Origin of the sequence: Ottowia sp., from assembly GCF_016703145.1 — a bacterium.
Classification (GTDB): domain Bacteria; phylum Pseudomonadota; class Gammaproteobacteria; order Burkholderiales; family Burkholderiaceae_C; genus Ottowia.
Genome location: NZ_JADJCO010000005.1, coordinates 198,804 through 213,258 on the forward strand (window position 1 = coordinate 198,804; position 14,455 = coordinate 213,258).

At 68.2% G+C, this 14,455-nt stretch carries 17 protein-coding genes; 14 read left to right on the forward strand and 3 right to left on the reverse strand.

Translation table 11 applies throughout. The annotated features are described in order from the left end of the window. Positions 1 to 11: 11 nt before the first annotated feature. From tam to IPG65_RS14090, 12 genes are all read left to right on the forward strand, one after another. Entirely contained in the window at positions 12 to 806 is a 795-nt protein-coding gene (gene tam / locus IPG65_RS14035; RefSeq protein ID WP_293190938.1) for a trans-aconitate 2-methyltransferase, read from the forward strand. After that, positions 803 to 1,804: an aldolase/citrate lyase family protein gene (locus IPG65_RS14040; protein ID WP_293190940.1), complete on the forward strand. Its 1,002-nt coding sequence runs from the start codon at positions 803 to 805 to the stop codon at positions 1,802 to 1,804. Before tam ends, IPG65_RS14040 begins: the two co-directional genes overlap by 4 nt. A gap of 56 nt (positions 1,805 to 1,860) precedes the next feature. Further along, a complete protein-coding gene (locus IPG65_RS14045) occupies positions 1,861 to 2,421 on the forward strand; it encodes a hypothetical protein (protein WP_293190942.1) in 561 nt (186 codons plus the stop codon). Between the two features lie 85 nt (positions 2,422 to 2,506). Beyond that, positions 2,507 to 5,098 carry a bifunctional aconitate hydratase 2/2-methylisocitrate dehydratase gene (gene acnB / locus IPG65_RS14050; protein WP_293190944.1) on the forward strand — a complete coding sequence of 864 codons (2,592 nt, stop codon included), beginning with the start codon at positions 2,507 to 2,509 and terminating at the stop codon, positions 5,096 to 5,098. A gap of 107 nt (positions 5,099 to 5,205) precedes the next feature. Further along, complete coding sequence (locus IPG65_RS14055; protein WP_366819844.1) at positions 5,206 to 5,445, forward strand: AbrB/MazE/SpoVT family DNA-binding domain-containing protein; 240 nt, start codon at positions 5,206 to 5,208, stop codon at positions 5,443 to 5,445. Between the two features lie 3 nt (positions 5,446 to 5,448). Then, positions 5,449 to 5,871, forward strand: a complete 423-nt coding sequence (locus tag IPG65_RS14060) for a type II toxin-antitoxin system VapC family toxin (protein WP_293190947.1) — start codon at positions 5,449 to 5,451, stop codon at positions 5,869 to 5,871. Between the two features lie 75 nt (positions 5,872 to 5,946). Beyond that, a complete protein-coding gene (locus IPG65_RS14065; RefSeq protein ID WP_293190948.1) occupies positions 5,947 to 6,207 on the forward strand; it encodes a hypothetical protein in 261 nt (86 codons plus the stop codon). A gap of 47 nt (positions 6,208 to 6,254) precedes the next feature. After that, positions 6,255 to 6,566, forward strand: a complete 312-nt coding sequence (locus IPG65_RS14070) for a hypothetical protein (RefSeq protein ID WP_293190950.1) — start codon at positions 6,255 to 6,257, stop codon at positions 6,564 to 6,566. Next, positions 6,538 to 6,726, forward strand: coding sequence for a YlcI/YnfO family protein (locus IPG65_RS14075; RefSeq protein ID WP_293190952.1), 189 nt, complete (start codon positions 6,538 to 6,540; stop codon positions 6,724 to 6,726). Before IPG65_RS14070 ends, IPG65_RS14075 begins: the two co-directional genes overlap by 29 nt. 52 nt (positions 6,727 to 6,778) lie before the next feature. Continuing rightward, positions 6,779 to 8,320 carry a transposase gene (locus IPG65_RS14080; protein WP_293190954.1) on the forward strand — a complete coding sequence of 514 codons (1,542 nt, stop codon included), beginning with the start codon at positions 6,779 to 6,781 and terminating at the stop codon, positions 8,318 to 8,320. A 14-nt stretch (positions 8,321 to 8,334) separates the two neighbouring features. After that, positions 8,335 to 8,472 (forward strand): DUF1778 domain-containing protein, encoded by a 138-nt coding sequence (locus IPG65_RS14085; protein WP_293190956.1) that lies wholly within the window; start codon positions 8,335 to 8,337, stop codon positions 8,470 to 8,472. 137 nt (positions 8,473 to 8,609) lie between these two features. Next, on the forward strand, positions 8,610 to 8,966 hold the full coding sequence (locus tag IPG65_RS14090) for a GNAT family N-acetyltransferase (protein WP_293190958.1): 357 nt from the start codon (positions 8,610 to 8,612) through the stop codon (positions 8,964 to 8,966). Positions 8,967 to 9,189: 223 nt separating this feature from the next. Here the strand turns inward: IPG65_RS14090 and IPG65_RS14095 are convergent, their stop codons facing one another. Next, the gene (locus IPG65_RS14095; RefSeq protein WP_293190960.1) at positions 9,190 to 9,615 is read right to left on the reverse strand and encodes a putative toxin-antitoxin system toxin component, PIN family; all 426 of its coding nucleotides are present in this window, start codon (positions 9,613 to 9,615) and stop codon (positions 9,190 to 9,192) included. Next, positions 9,605 to 9,856, reverse strand: coding sequence for a type II toxin-antitoxin system prevent-host-death family antitoxin (locus tag IPG65_RS14100; protein ID WP_293190962.1), 252 nt, complete (start codon positions 9,854 to 9,856; stop codon positions 9,605 to 9,607). Before IPG65_RS14100 ends, IPG65_RS14095 begins: the two co-directional genes overlap by 11 nt. A gap of 80 nt (positions 9,857 to 9,936) precedes the next feature. Between IPG65_RS14100 and IPG65_RS14105 the strand changes: the two genes are divergently transcribed. Beyond that, positions 9,937 to 13,242, forward strand: coding sequence for a DEAD/DEAH box helicase (locus IPG65_RS14105; RefSeq protein WP_293190965.1), 3,306 nt, complete (start codon positions 9,937 to 9,939; stop codon positions 13,240 to 13,242). Between the two features lie 17 nt (positions 13,243 to 13,259). Here the strand turns inward: IPG65_RS14105 and IPG65_RS14110 are convergent, their stop codons facing one another. Next, positions 13,260 to 13,463: a hypothetical protein gene (locus tag IPG65_RS14110; RefSeq protein ID WP_293190968.1), complete on the reverse strand. Its 204-nt coding sequence runs from the start codon at positions 13,461 to 13,463 to the stop codon at positions 13,260 to 13,262. 82 nt (positions 13,464 to 13,545) lie between these two features. On the opposite strand from IPG65_RS14110, the gene IPG65_RS14115 reads away from it, so the two are divergent. Then, complete coding sequence (locus tag IPG65_RS14115; RefSeq protein ID WP_293190970.1) at positions 13,546 to 14,448, forward strand: EamA family transporter; 903 nt, start codon at positions 13,546 to 13,548, stop codon at positions 14,446 to 14,448. Positions 14,449 to 14,455: the final 7 nt, after the last annotated feature.

A 14,455-nucleotide genomic window follows, 5' to 3' on the forward strand; every position in this document is an offset into this window, starting at 1 on the left:
CCGGGCCCTTCATGCTCGACTGGAATCCCGCGCTCTATCTGCGCTTTGCCAGTGAGCGTACGCGCCCCGCAGCCGAGTTGCTGGCGCGCGTGCCGCTGGCCCATGCCCGCCATGCGGTGGATCTGGGCTGCGGGCCGGGCAATTCCACCGAGCTGCTGGTGCAGCGCTTTGCCGGCGCGCAGGTCACCGGCATCGACAATTCCCAGGCCATGCTGGCCACCGCGCGCCAGCAACTGCCGCAGGCCCGCTTCGCGCTGGCCGACATCGCCGAATGGGCGCCCGCCGCGGGCGACCCGGCGCCCGACCTGATCTATGCCAACGCCGCCCTGCAATGGGTGGGGGCGCATGAAACGCTGATTCCCCGCTTGTTCGCCCAACTGGCTCCTGGGGGCGTGCTGGCGATCCAGATGCCCGACAACCGCGAGGAGCCCTCGCACCGCCTGATGCGCGAAGTCGCGGGCCTGCCGCCCTTCGCCCCGCACATCGGCGATGCGGCCAAGCTGCGAACCGACCTCCTGAACATCGGCCGCTACTACGACCTGCTGGCCGCGCCGCGGGCCCGCGCCGCATCGGTCGATGTCTGGCACACCGTCTACCAGCACCCGATGGAGTCGGCGGCCGCCATCGTGCAGTGGCTGCGCGGCACCGGCCTCAAGCCCTTCGTCGAAGGGCTGCCCGAGGCGCTGCAGGCCGACTTCCTGGCCGAGTACGAGCGCCGCGTGGATGCGGCCTACGGTGTGCGCGCCGACGGCCGGCGGCTGCTGGCCTTTCCGCGTCTCTTCATCGTTGCCCAGCGCCAGCCATGACCGCCGCTCCAGCCACATCCTTTGGCGTGCATCCTGCCCAGGTGCTGCTCGGTGCCCAGGGCTGCGCCCTGCAACTGCCCGTCTGCGACCACTACAGCGGCGTCGAGGCTCGCATGCGCAAAAGCCTGCAACTGCAGGCCGAGATGGCGCAGGAGTTCGGCACCTGTGTGTTTGACGTCACGCTGGATTGCGAGGACGGCGCGCCGGTGGGCGGCGAGGCCGAGCACGCCGCCCTGGTGGCCGAGTTGGCGCTGGCTGCGGCGCCGGGCATGCGCGTGGCGGCGCGCGCCCACCCGGTGGACCACCCGGCGTTTCCGGACGACGTGGCCACCCTGGTGGGGCGCGCTGGCCGGCGCCTGTGCCATCTCATGATTCCCAAGGTCGAGTCGGTGGCCGACGTGCAGGCGGCGGTGGCCGCCGTCGATGCGGCGGGCGGCGCGGCGCTGCCGCTGCACGTGCTCATCGAATCGCCGCTGGCGGTGCACCGTGCCTTCGACATCGCCGCGCACCCGCGGGTGCAGTCGCTCAGCTTCGGGCTGATGGACTTCGTGTCGGCCCATGCGGGGGCCATTCCGGCCGAGGGCATGGGGGCGCAGGGCCAGTTCACCCACCCCCTGGTGCTGCGGGCCAAGCTGGACCTGACCTCCGCGGCGCACGCGTTCGGCAAGGTGCCTTCGCACTGCGTCGTGACCGAGTTCAGCCGCGCCGACGCCGTGCGCGACGCCGCGCGCCGCGCCGCCCGCGAGCTGGGCTACACGCGCATGTGGAGCATCCACCCGAGCCAGATCCGTCCCATCCTGGAGGCGTTCGCGCCCGACGAGCGGCAGATCGACACCGCCAGCGCCATTCTGCTGGCCGCCGCCCGGGCCGACTGGGCGCCGATCAGCCACCAGAACACCTTGCACGACCGCGCCAGCTACCGCCATTTCTGGCACGTGCTGCAGCGCGCCCACGCCACGGGCCGGGCCCTGCCGGCGGACGTGACCCCATGGTTTTGACGGGTCGTCCGTGTCATCATTGCCATTTCCGCATACTTCACGAAAATGATCGCTGTATGAAAATGCTTGCCCTTGTCGCCGCCGCCGCCGCGCTGGCTCTGCTGATGGGCGTGGCCCAGGCCCAATCGTCCGCGCCCGCCAAGGCCAAGACCGTGAAGAAGGCGCCGGTGAAGAAAGTCACCAGCACGGCCAAGAAGCCCGTGCCCTCCCGCACGGCCAAGGCCGTGGAATCCGCGACCCCAGTGCAAACCCCGTCGCAACGCCTGACCGATGCGGAGCGGGCCATCGCGGGGAACGTGCACACCGGCAGGATTCAGTGCGAGCTGGGCGCCAACGTGACGGTGACGCCGGACGAGAAGAACCCTGGCTTCTTCCACATCACCACCGGCAAGCAGAGCTACTACATGCACCCGGTCGAAAGCCGCACCGGCGCGATCCGCATGGAGGACACGCGCGCCGGCGCCATGTGGCTGCAGCTGGGCAACAAGTCGATGCTGTTGAACCAGAAGCTGGGCCAGCGCGTGGCCGACGAATGCGCGGCACCGGCGCAGGTGGAATTCGCCGCGCGCATGAAGACGCAGCCGCCGACCGATCTGCTGGGCACCGTCAAGAATTGACGTTGTCCCTGGCGCGCGGCGCGACAAGCCGCCAGACCCACGACTGGCGCAAAAGAGTGAAAAGTTTGTTTTCCAGGAGATGAAAATGCTGAAAGCCTACCGTGACCACGTCGCCGAGCGCGCCGCGCTTGGCATTCCCCCGCTGCCACTCGACGCCAAGCAGGTGGCCGAGTTGATCGAGCTGATCAAGAGCCCGCCTGCGGGCGGGGAAGCGTTCCTGCTCGACCTACTGACCCACCGCGTGCCGCCGGGCGTGGATGATGCGGCCAAGGTCAAGGCATCGTTCCTGGCCGCCGTGGCGCACGGCGACATCCAGGTCGGCCTCATCAGCAAGGCCAAGGCCACCGAGCTGCTGGGCACCATGGTGGGCGGCTACAACGTGCACCCGCTGATCGAACTGCTGGACGACCCTGAAGTGGCCGCCGTGGCCGCCGAGGCGCTGAAGAAGACGCTGCTCATGTTCGACTTCTTCAACGACGTCGCCGCCAAGGCCAAGGCCGGCAACGCCAAGGCCCAGGAAGTGATGCAGTCGTGGGCCGATGCCGAGTGGTTCACCTCGCGCCCCGAAGTCGACAAGAAGATCACCGTCACCGTCTTCAAGGTGCCCGGCGAGACCAACACCGACGACCTCTCGCCCGCGCCCGACGCCTGGAGCCGCCCCGACATCCCGCTGCACTACCTGGCCATGCTGAAGAACACCCGCCCCGACGCGGCCTTCAAGCCCGAGGAAGATGGCAAGCGCGGACCGATGCAGTTCATCGACGACCTGAAGAAGAAGGGCCACCTGGTGGCCTACGTGGGCGACGTGGTCGGCACGGGTTCTTCGCGCAAGTCGGCTACCAACAGCATCGTCTGGGCCACGGGCCAGGACATTCCCTTCGTGCCCAACAAGCGCTTTGGCGGCGTCACGCTGGGCGGCAAGATCGCCCCCATCTTCTTCAACACGCAGGAAGACTCCGGCTCGCTGCCCATCGAGGTGGACGTGTCCAAGCTCGAAATGGGCGACGTGATCGACGTGCTGCCCTACGACGGCAAGCTGGTCAAGAACGGCGAGACCGTGGCCGAGTTCCAGCTCAAGAGCGACGTGCTGTTCGACGAAGTGCGCGCCGGCGGCCGCATCAACCTGATCATTGGCCGCTCGCTCACCGCCAAGGCGCGCGAGTTCCTGGGCCTGCCGGCCTCCACCGCGTTCCGCCTGCCGCAGGCGCCCGCCGAAACCAAGGCCGGTTTCACGCTGGCGCAAAAAATGGTCGGCCGCGCCGTCGGCCTGCCCGAAGGCCAGGGCATCCGCCCCGGCACCTACTGCGAGCCGCGCATGACCACCGTGGGCAGTCAGGACACCACCGGCCCCATGACGCGTGACGAACTGAAGGACCTGGCCTGCCTGGGCTTCTCGGCCGACATGGTGATGCAGTCCTTCTGCCACACGGCGGCGTATCCGAAGCCCGTGGACGTGAAAACCCACCGCGAGTTGCCCGCTTTCATCAGCAACCGCGGCGGCGTGGCCTTGCGCCCCGGTGACGGCGTGATCCACTCGTGGCTCAACCGCCTGCTGCTGCCCGACACCGTGGGCACGGGCGGCGACTCGCACACGCGCTTCCCCATCGGCATTTCGTTCCCTGCGGGCTCCGGCCTCGTGGCCTTCGGCGCCGCCACCGGCGTCATGCCGCTCGATATGCCCGAATCCATCCTGGTGCGCTTCAAAGGCGAAATGCAGCCCGGGGTGACCCTGCGCGACCTGGTGCACGCGATCCCACTGTACGCCATCAAGGCGGGCCTGCTCACCGTGGCCAAGGCCGGCAAGATCAACGCCTTCTCTGGCAAGATCCTCGAAATCGAGGGCCTGCCTGACCTGAAGGTGGAGCAGGCGTTCGAGCTGTCCGACGCGTCGGCCGAGCGCTCCGCCGCCGGCTGCACCATCAAGCTCAACCCCGCGCCGATCAAGGAATACCTCACCAGCAACATCGTGCTGATGAAGAACATGATCGCCGACGGTTACGCCGACGCCAAGACCCTGCAACGCCGCATCGAGAAGGTGGAAGCCTGGCTGGCCAACCCGAGCCTGCTCGAAGCGGACAAGGACGCCGAGTACGCCGCCGTCATCGAGATCGACCTGGCCGACATCAAGGAACCCATCGTCTGCTGCCCTAACGACCCGGACGACGCCAAGTTCCTGTCCGAAGTGGCTGGCACCTCGATCGACGAAGCCTTCATCGGCTCGTGCATGACCAACATCGGCCACTTCCGCGCGGCGGCCAAGCTGCTGGGCGGCCAGCGCGACATCCCCGTCAAGCTGTGGGTTGCGCCGCCGACCAAGATGGACGAGAGCGAACTGATCAAGGAAGGCCACTACGCCGCCTTCGGCACCGCCGGCGCGCGCACCGAGATGCCCGGCTGCTCGCTGTGCATGGGCAACCAGGCGCAGGTGCGCGAGGGAGCGACGGTGATCAGCACCAGCACCCGCAACTTTCCCAACCGCCTGGGCAAGAACACCAACGTGTTCCTGGGCTCGGCCGAACTGGCCGCCATCGCCTCGCGCCTCGGCAGGCTGCCCACCAAGGAGGAATATCTCAAGGAGATGGGCGTCATCGACGCGGACAAGGCCAGCGTGTACCGCTACATGAACTTCGACCAGATCGAGGAATACGCGGACGTGGCGAAGGGCGTTGCCGCCTGATCGGCTGAACGCTTGAGCAAAACCCCCGCTGGCGGAAGCTGGCGGGGGTTTTGTTTTCTAACTGTGTCTACGATAATGTAGATACATAGGGAGAAAATGCCATGCATCTGCAAATAGCCAAGTGGGGCAACAGCCTGGCGATGCGCCTGCCAGCGGAAGTGGTGCGCAGCTTCGGATGGCGAGAAGGCGACAGCGTCGATGCGCGGCTGGCGCTGGATGGCGCGTTCACCATTCGCCCGGCTGCATGGAGTCGTCGCGCCTTCGCCGCCGAACTGGCCGCCGCGCGCGAAGCGCTGCCGATGGGGCAGTCCGTGCTCGAACAACTGCGCGGCGATGCCCGGTACTGAAAGATGATCTACGTGGATACCAGCGTCATCGTGGCGCTGATCGTCAACGAGACCGGCAGTGCAGGGGTGGCTGCCTGGTACGCCGCCACCCGCAGCGAACTGGTGTCTGCTGCATGGTGTGTGACGGAGTTCGCCAGCGTGCTGGGCCTGAAGCAGCGCACGGCGCAGATCGATGCGGCGCAGGCGCGCGCGGCCTGGGGGCGGTTTGAGCGCTTGGCGAGCAACGACCTGCGGCTGCTGTCTGTCGAGCCTGTGGATTTTCATCGCGCCGCGCAATGGACCATGGACGCCGCCAGTGGCGTGCGTGCCGGCGATGCGCTGCACCTGGCCTGTGCCGAGCGGGCTGCCACCAAAAGCATCGCCACGTTGGACGTGGCCATGGCGCGCCATGCGCGGCGACTCAAAATCAAGCCGATGGCGTTGTAGGCGGTTGGGCCATGCCATTCCTGTCCACAGTCTCCATGCGCGCCTGCCTGTGCGCCTGCCGCGCAGGATGCCCCCATGCGCTACCGCGTGTTCTGGCCTTGCGCCGGTTCCGCCAGCTTTTGCGCGTCGCAGGTGCTTGCACAAGGGCGCGTTCAGCCGGATTCGGCACAGCGCCTGCAGGCGTTTTTGCAAGCTGCCCGCCAAAACTCCCAGCGCGCGGGCGCAGAGCTGCGGCCGTTCCCGGTCATTGCCTTCGACAGCGGCGGCGGCAGCCTGCCGGGGGCGATGGCGCCCCCGGCGTGCTGGGCGGCGCCGCACCGCCGCCTATGTGGCTGAAATGGGTCTGCGTCTGCCAGCCGCACGGTTGTGATGACGCTGCCCCTTTGGCCGATGGGCAGGCGGCCGTGGCCGTGCGGCTGGAGGTGACGTGGCACGCGGGCAACGCCGCGCGGCTGCGGCTGTACCCGGTGGGCGTGCCGGCGCGGATCGTGCTGGACGTGGGCGGCGCCTGGCTGCACGCCCGCCCGGCCCAGCCCTGGCGGCGTCTGCGCGAGGGCGGGCGCACGGTGTTCACGGCGTCGGGCATCCTGATCGCGCCGCAGGTGCGGCAACTGGCGCAGGCGCGCACGCTGCGCGTGTCGGACGAATTGGGCGGCGCCTTGGCCGATGTGTCGTTGGCCAACCGCATCGCTTGATCGCGGTCGCATCACGGCCCGGGTGCCGCTGGCCGTGCAGGAAACGCTGGAGCTGGCCGCCAGCCTGCCGGGGGCGACCCTGAACCAGTTCATCGTCCAGACCGCTTTGCGCGAGGCCGAGCGGGTGAACCTAAATCCAGCAGTTCCCCCGTCCGAATAGCCCGCAGAACCATCACTGGTGAGGTCTTGCGGTGATTTGGCAGACTCACTCCATGGGTGAATCGACAAACAAGGCCCGAGTGGCCGAGATGGGCGGCGAGCAGATGACACAGCCACAGGTGGTGGACACACTGGGCGGGCGCATGCACGTGCGCTGGGAAGAAGGTGCGGCGGCCACGCCACACGGCCAGTTGGTGTTCTTTGCCGAATTTCTTGCCGCCACCGGTGTGTTCGATCGCTGGGTGTCGACGTGCCCTTTGGAATACCGCAGCGGCAACGCTCCCCACAAGCGCGACGTGCTGGGCACCCTGATGCTCGGGCTGCTGGCCGGCCACCGGCGCTACGCGCACATCACGGCACTGAGAGGCGATGCGCTGGCTGCCCAGACCCTGGGCATGCACAAAATCGTCAGCGAAGATGCCCTGCGCCGGGCGCTCGCGCGCATCGACGAGCCATCAAGTACGAGCTGGATGCGAGCGGCGCTCATGCACTCGGTGCGCCCGGCGCTGAACAAGCCCTGGGTGCTGGACATCGACGCCAGCATCAAGCCCCTGTACGGGCGCCAGGAAGGCGCCCAACTGGGCGACAACCCGGCCAAGCCGGGGCGTCCCGGCCACGTGCTGCACACCTTCTGGGTGGGCAACCTGCGCCTGGTGCTGGACGTGCAGGTCAGCGCGGGCAAGCAGCACACCAGCTTGCATGCCAAGGCGGCCCTGGGCCGCCTGCTCGACGAGTTGGAGGCGCAACGCCCGACGCTGGTGCGCGGCGACTCGGGCTACGGCAACGAAGGCATCCTGCTGGAGCTGGAGCAGCGCAATCAACCCTACCTCTTGCGCCTGCGCCAGACGGCCAACGTGCAGCGCCTGGTGGCACGCCAGTTCGAGCGCCAGGACTGGAGCCGCGCCGACAGCCACGGCTGCCAGATGACCGAGGACTGGCTGCAGCTGCACGGCTGGAGCAAAAAGCGCCGGATGGTTATCGTGCGCCAGCGTGTGCGAGGAGGCGTTGCGCGCGAGCGGCGCATGGAGGATGGGCAATTGCGTCTGGATCCGCAGGCCAGCGTCTGCGAGGGCGAGCGGCTGTGGGAGTACGCGGTGCTGGTCACCGATGTGGCCCATCCAATCGAGGCCATCGGCCAGCTCTATCGCGACCGGGCTGACTGCGAAAACGGCTTCGACGAGTTGAAGAACCAGTGGGGCCTGTCGGGCTTCACCACGCAGGACATCAACCGCTGCCAGAGTACGGCACGCGCTTGCGCGCTGGTCTACAACTGGTGGAGTTGGTACTGCCGCTCAGCCAACCCAACGCAGCGCATGGAGGCGATCACCAGTCGCCCGCTGTTGCTCGCCGCGGTGGGCCGGGCTGCACCTAGCGGCGGGCAGACCATGCTGTACCTGACGCCGCTGCACGGCAAGGCCACGCTGCTCAAATCGCTGATCGCCAACATCCGTGCGGCCTTGAAGCACGTCAAGGCAACTGCGGAGCAGCTCAAGGCAGCCGATCCCTGGAGCCTGCTGCTGCACTACGTCAGTGACCGCATCGCCCCCGTGATCGGCCCGTTCAGGCCTCCAACAGGGCTGGTAGGGGCGGGGTAACTGCCGGATTTAGGGTGAATGAGCAGGAGCGTTTCATTCGCCTGAGCGCCGAGGAGACCGTGGCGTTTCTGGCGGCGCTCAATGCGCCGTTCCAGCCCAATGAGCGTCTCAAGAAGGCGATGGAAGACGCTGCCAGGCTGGCGCAGCGCTGACGCATGGCACTGGCATTTACCGTATTGGATGGCCGGCTGCATGACCGGGCCGGGTTTTCATGCGGCGTGGCCGTGTTGGACGATTACCTGCGCAGCCGTGCAGGGAGCACCATCGCGATGGCATTGCGACCGATCATGTGCTGGTCGATGACGCGCGGCCCGTCCAGATTCTGGGCTATTGCGCCTTGTCCGCCGCCCAGCTTGGCCTGCACGAGTTGAGTGGGCAAGACCGCAAACGCCTGCCGGCCTATTCGGTGCCTGCCATGCGCCTGGGGCGGCTGGCCGTGTCGGCGCAGGCGAAAGGAAAAGGGTACGGGCAATTGCTGCTTGGCCATGCCGCCAACCTTGCCGTGGCACTGCGGCAGACCCTGGGCATCAGGGTCTTGATTGTCGATGTCAAGGATGCGCGGGCTGCCGCGTTTTATGCCGCGCATAGATTCCGTCATATCGACAGCGATGCGCTGACGCTGTATTTGCCTGTCTCTGTCCGCTGAATTTTCCCCATGAACGTTCGGCCGCGGGCTGGCGAAGGTTTTGGGGTGTTTTTGGCCTCAGGTCGGTGCCGATACTGCGCAGGATGCTCTTTTTTTGATAGTGAGTGGCTCCACTTGCTGGAAGAACAGTCCGCAGGCACGTGCGGCGATTCAAGCAGCGATTGACTTGGCGCGGTCACGGCAGGGAGCATGTTGTATCTCGTGCGTTTCGCGGAGGATGGGTTCACCCCAGCCGCCACTGCTCCAATGCCTGCGCGGGCGACAGAATTTCAACGCCGAGGCCATATGGCAGTTCCAGCAAATCCCGGTCACCGCTGATGAGCCATTGGGCACTGCCATGCAGGGCCGTGTGGACGAACACATCGTCATCGGGATCGCGGCTGTACTGTTCTCGGGGGGGCGCAGGCAGTTCCACCCAGAGCGCCGCCGCCGCAAAGTCGTGCAGCAGCAAACGCCTGCGTTCCATGTCCAGATAGCGGTCGAATTTGGGGCGCCAGAGCCTGGTCTCCAACGCCTCGAAAGTCTCGCGCGAAAACATCAGCGTGGCGTGCTCCAGCAAACCGTCGACGATGTGCGTGGGCGCGGAGCGTGGCGATAGTGCGGCGCTGATCAGGACATTGGTGTCGATGACGGCGCGCTCAACTCTCATCGGTCAGCAACTGTTCCAGCGTTTCGTCTGTCAAGCCCTGTGCGGCGGCGTCGCTGGCGCTTTGTTTCAGGTGGTGCCGCAGCCGGTTGGCATAGAACGCGCGCATGGCTTCATAGTCCTCGGCGGAAACCATGACCCCGACGACGCGGTTGCGCCGGGTGACGCGCACAGGTTCGCGCTGCACCCGGTCAATCAGTTCGCCAAACCGGGTTTTGGCTTCATTGGCGGTGAATGTCTGCATGGCGGTTCCTCGCACGTGGCTTCGCGTATATTGTGTGCGAATCGTTCGATTCGTTCAATTCAATCGAAAACTCTTCGCTGATGCCCTTTCTTTCCGACGCCGACGATCTGCGCGGCTTTGTGTCCTCCACCACCCTCGACCGGGGCCGCGCCCTGTTCCGGGGCCGCAAGGTGCTGGAATGCATCGTGGCCGAAGACGGCGATGATGCCTGGGTGGCCGATGGCAGCGTGCAGGGCAGCCAGTGGGAGCCTTACGACACGACGGTGCGCGTGGAGTTTTCCGAAGCGGGCGAACTGGAGACGTTCGAGGGCGACTGCACTTGTCCGGTGGAAGTGGACTGCAAGCACTCGGTGGCCTTGGCGCTGAAGCTGGGTGAATATTTACAAAGCACCGCTCAGCGCCAGGCGCCATCCGTGCGCGGGCCATCCGTTACGGATTCATCCGCCATGGCCCGCGTGGACCAGTGGCTGGCCCGGTTCGAGAGTGGTGCGGCGGCGCCAGCGCCAGGGCAGGGCGATGAGCCGGTGTACCTGCTGCGCGAAAAAGCCCAAGGCCCCGGCGGCATGCCAGGGCTGGAACTGGCGTGGCAATCGGCGCGGCGGCTCAAGCGCGGCGGTTGGTCCAAGCCGCGCCAGCCCGCGTACGGCGTGGACATGCACTGGGCCGAGCAGCCGCTCGATGGCGACGCCATTCGGCTGGTGCGAGCCTTGGTCGACCTGCGCTACGGCTATGTGTCGAATACGCAGTGCTGGGTGCGCGGCGCGGTGGGCGCGCTGGCGCTGCAGGCGTGCGCCCGCACGGGCCGCCTGTTTTTGACCGATGCCCAGGGCGCCATCGACGGCGACGCCCTGCGCTGGGGCGAGCCGCGCACCGTGGATTGGTCGTGGCGCGAGCACGCGACCCTGGCCGGGCAAGCGCCGCTGTGGGAGCTGGCGCCGGCCACCGATGCCCGCATCTACCCCGGCCCGCCCGCGCTGTATCTCGACAGGCACACCCGCACCTGCGGCCCGGCCACGGCGCCGGGCCTGGCCGATGCGCACCTGGCCCTGCTGCTGACCGCGCCGCCTCTGCCCGCGCCGGCCTTTACCGATCCACGGAATCGCCTGCTCACCCGCCTGGCCGCCGTGCCGCTGCCGCCGGGCATGCAGGCCCCCGCGCGCTGGCCCGAGGTGACGCCCATGCGCCGGCTGGCCCTGGCGCTGACCCCGCGCCATGACCGCGCCGCGCTGGGCCTGGTGACGGCGGATCTGCGCTTTGACTACGGCGGTTTGCAGGGCTGGTGGCCGCAGCCCGATGCGCTGGTGCTGGCCGAACACGATGGCCAGCGCGTCTTTCTCCTGCGCGACTTGGCCCTGGAAGACACCGCCCTGGCCAGCCTCGACGCGCTGGGCTTGCGCGGCGGCGGGCCGCTGGGCCGCTTTCACCAACCCGACGCCACCCGGTGGCTGGACTGGGCCGCGCAGGACTGGGCGCCGCTGCGCAACGCGGGTTTCGAATTGGACGTGACCCCCGAACTCGCCGCGCTGGTGCAGTCCGCCGACACGCTGGACGTGTCCGTCGCCGAACCCGAAGACCATGCCAATGGCCGCTCGTGGTTCGACCTGTCCCTGGGCCTGGAGATCGCAGGCGAGCGCCTCAACGTCCTGCCCTGGTTGCCCGGCTGGCTGGGCCGCGTGCAGTGGACGCCCGACGGCCCGCAACTGCCCCCGTGGCTGTGGCAAGAGCGCGAAGACGGCCGCTGGCTGCGCGTGCCCTCGGCCCCGCTGCTGCCCTGGCTGCGCGTGCTGCTGGAGCTGGTGGGCGACCACGCCACCGACGGCGACAGCCTGCGCCTGTCGCGCCTGGAAGCCCTGCGCCTGGCCGCATCGCTGGGCGATGGCGTGGCCTGGAGCGGTGCCGCGCAGCTGCGCGACATGCTGGGCCAATTGACCGGCGCGGGCGCGCTGCCCGACGTGGCCGTGCCCGCCAGCCTGCAAGCCGAGCTGCGCCCCTACCAGCGCCAGGGCCTGAACTGGCTGCAGTTCCTGCGCGCTCACCACCTGGGCGGCGTGCTGGCCGACGACATGGGCCTGGGCAAAACCGTGCAAACCCTGGCCCACCTGCTGCGCGAGCAAGAAGACGGACGGCTCGACCGGCCCTGCCTCGTCATCGCCCCCGTCAGCCTGCTGGGCAACTGGCGCGCCGAGGCCGCGCGCTTCGCCCCCAGCCTGCGCACCCGCGTGTGGCACGGCCAGGGCCGCCACGGCACGGCGTTTGCCGAAGACTGCGACCTGCTCATCGCCCCGTACTCCCTGCTGCAGCGCGACAAGGAGCGCTGGCTGGCGCAGCCCTGGCACATCGTCGTGCTGGACGAAGCCCAGCACATCAAGAACGCCACCACCCACGCGGCCCAGGTCGTCAGCGCGCTCGACGCACGCCAGCGCCTGGCGCTGACCGGCACCCCGCTCGAAAACCACCTGGGCGAGCTGTGGAGCCTGTACCACTTCCTCATGCCCGGCTTTCTGGGCAGCCACAAGCGCTTTGGCGAACTGTTCCGCACGCCCATCGAGAAATTGGGCGACACCGACGCCCTGGCCCGGCTGCGCCAGCGCGTCACCCCCTTCATGCTGCGGCGCACCAAGGACGTGGTGGCCCAGGAGCTGCCGCCGCTGATCGAGAGCGTCACCCGCGTCACGCTGGCCAGCAAGCAGGCCGACCTGTACGAAACCATCCGCCTGGCCACCGAAAAAGCCGTGCGCGAAGCGCTGGCCGCCAAGGGCCTGGCGCGCTCGCAGATCCAGGTGCTCGATGCGCTGCTGAAACTGCGCCAGGTCTGCTGCGACCCGCGCCTGGTCAAGACCCTGCCGGCCACCGCCAAGGCCCCTGCATCGGCCAAGCTCGGCCTGCTGATGGAACTGTTGCCCGAACTGCTGGCCGGAGGGCGGCGCGTGCTGCTGTTCTCGCAGTTCACCAGCATGCTCACGCTGATCGAGGCCGAGCTGCAGGCCGCGGGCCTTGCCTGGACCAAGCTCACCGGCCAGACGCAAAAGCGCGACGAGGCCATCGCGCGCTTCACCAGCGGCGAGGTGCCGCTGTTCCTCATCAGCCTGAAGGCGGGCGGCACCGGGCTGAACCTGCCCCAGGCCGACACCGTCATCCACTACGACCCGTGGTGGAACCCCGCCGTCGAAGCCCAGGCCACGGGCCGCGCCCACCGCATGGGGCAGACGCGCCAGGTCATGGCCTACAAGCTGGTGGCCGAGGGCACGATAGAGGAGCGCATCCTGGCACTGCAGGAGCGCAAGGCCGCGCTGGCGCAGGGACTGTTGACGGGCGCCGCCGCGCGCGAGCAGCCGCTGTTCACGGAAGGCGACGTGGCCGAACTGCTGCGCCCGCTGGGCGGTTGAGCTGGCACTGTCCAAAGTCAGGTGGTCTGTTCAGCTTCGATCAACTCGTGCAGCGGCGCAGCCGACAACGCCAGTCCGTTGGGCCAGCATGGGGCGCCGGCGTCAATGAAGCAACGGGCGAAGTAGGCCGGGGTGCGCAGGGCTTCGAGCAGGGGGCCCTGGCGGCTGGAGAGATAGGCGGCGCCGTCAAAAATGCCGCGTGCGTGGTCGCTGAAGGTCAACTCCAGCCGATGGCTTGCAGGAGAGGCAACCAGGATCGACTACGCCTGCGCTGCAGCACGGCGCCCAGCTACATTTTTGCGCATGAGTGCTTCCCGTCTCCAACGATTCACCCCCTTCCTGGCCGTCCTGGGCTCCGTCACGGCGCTGGGCGTGGGCACGTCCTGGGCCAAGCAACTGCTGTTTCCGGCGGTGGGCGCGCAGGGCACCACGGCCGTGCGCGTGGGCTTGTCCGCCGTGCTGCTGCTGCTGCTGTGGCGCCCCTGGCGCTGGCGGCTCTCGCGCGCGGACGCCACCGCCATTGCCTGCTACGGCGCGGCGCTGGGCGGCATGAACCTGATGTTCTACCTGTCGCTGCGCACGCTGCCGTTCGGCCTGGCCGTGGCCATCGAGTTCGCCGGGCCGCTGGCGGTGGCCATTTGGTCGTCCCGCCGCGCGGTGGACTTCGCCTGGGTGGCGCTGGCCATCGCCGGGCTGGGCCTGCTGCTGCCCCTGGGCCTGAACGGCAGCACGCTGGACCCGGTGGGCGTGCTCCATGCGCTGGCCGCCGCCGTGTTCTGGGCGCTGTACATCGTGTTCGGCAAGCGCGCCGGGCACCTGCACGCGGGCCATTCCGTCTCGCTGGGCCTGCTGGTGGCCGCGCTGGTGGTGGTGCCGGTGGGCGTGGCCCACGCGGGCGCCTCGCTGCTGTCGCCCAGCGTGCTGCTGGCGGGCCTGCTGGTGGCGGCCGTCTCCAGCGCCATCCCGATTTCGCTGGAGATGATGGCGCTGAAGCGCCTGCCCAAGGAGGCGTTCGGCATCATGATCAGCATGGAACCCGCCGTGGCCGCCGTGCTGGCCATGGGCTTGCTGGGCGAGCACCTGAGCCCTGCGCAGTGGCTGGCCATCGCGTGCATCGTGGCGGCATCGATGGGGAGCGCGCTCACTGCCGGAAGGCCGGTGGGCGAAACCGCTGGTGCTTCCAAAAGATTAGCTTCCGGCGCTTGATGGGCGA

What these genes read in the sequence shown, in the direction of transcription:
- IPG65_RS14100 (WP_293190962.1), bottom strand. Translation starts at nt 9,856, where the DNA reads ATGCAGACATTCACCGCCAATGAAGCCAAAACCCGGTTTGGCGAACTG.
- tam (WP_293190938.1), top strand. Translation starts at nt 12, where the DNA reads ATGCTCGACTGGAATCCCGCGCTCTATCTGCGCTTTGCCAGTGAGCGT.
- acnB (WP_293190944.1), top strand. Translation starts at nt 2,507, where the DNA reads ATGCTGAAAGCCTACCGTGACCACGTCGCCGAGCGCGCCGCGCTTGGC.
- IPG65_RS14080 (WP_293190954.1), top strand. Translation starts at nt 6,779, where the DNA reads ATGGGTGAATCGACAAACAAGGCCCGAGTGGCCGAGATGGGCGGCGAG.
- IPG65_RS14075 (WP_293190952.1), top strand. Translation starts at nt 6,538, where the DNA reads ATGTGTCGTTGGCCAACCGCATCGCTTGATCGCGGTCGCATCACGGCC.
- IPG65_RS14065 (WP_293190948.1), top strand. Translation starts at nt 5,947, where the DNA reads ATGCGCTACCGCGTGTTCTGGCCTTGCGCCGGTTCCGCCAGCTTTTGC.
- IPG65_RS14105 (WP_293190965.1), top strand. Translation starts at nt 9,937, where the DNA reads ATGCCCTTTCTTTCCGACGCCGACGATCTGCGCGGCTTTGTGTCCTCC.
- IPG65_RS14040 (WP_293190940.1), top strand. Translation starts at nt 803, where the DNA reads ATGACCGCCGCTCCAGCCACATCCTTTGGCGTGCATCCTGCCCAGGTG.
- IPG65_RS14045 (WP_293190942.1), top strand. Translation starts at nt 1,861, where the DNA reads ATGAAAATGCTTGCCCTTGTCGCCGCCGCCGCCGCGCTGGCTCTGCTG.
- IPG65_RS14060 (WP_293190947.1), top strand. Translation starts at nt 5,449, where the DNA reads ATGATCTACGTGGATACCAGCGTCATCGTGGCGCTGATCGTCAACGAG.
- IPG65_RS14095 (WP_293190960.1), bottom strand. Translation starts at nt 9,615, where the DNA reads ATGAGAGTTGAGCGCGCCGTCATCGACACCAATGTCCTGATCAGCGCC.
- IPG65_RS14115 (WP_293190970.1), top strand. Translation starts at nt 13,546, where the DNA reads ATGAGTGCTTCCCGTCTCCAACGATTCACCCCCTTCCTGGCCGTCCTG.